Below are 265 nucleotides of genomic sequence, written 5' to 3'. Positions count from 1 at the left end.
AATCAAAGAGCGCTACAGGGATAAGAAAGTACAACGTTGTTGCTTGTTTGTTGATACATACAATCATTACCCATCGATTTGCGTTTTACGGCAAACCGATCAATAAATAATCTTTACTTCTTCCAGATTGTTAAAGAACGAAACAGCTTTGATCGCTAAAAGATCAAACCTAAACCTGAGTCACTGACCGGCTTACGTTTGCACTTTCAAAGTATTGGTGGAGGATGACGGGATCGAACCGACGACCCCCTGCTTGCAAAGCAGG

The 265-nt window shown here is 41.9% G+C and carries 1 tRNA gene (cut by a window edge); it reads right to left on the bottom strand.

Going from position 1 to position 265, the window contains the following annotated elements:
- Window positions 1-215: 215 nt before the first annotated feature.
- A tRNA-Ser gene (locus tag RR062_06220) sits at window positions 216-265 on the bottom strand; it runs 18 nt beyond the window's last position.

The organism is Clostridia bacterium (assembly GCA_036654455.1).
Lineage (GTDB): Bacteria > Bacillota > Clostridia > Christensenellales > CAG-314 > JAVVRZ01.
This window is presented reverse-complemented; position numbering and strand designations above follow the sequence as displayed.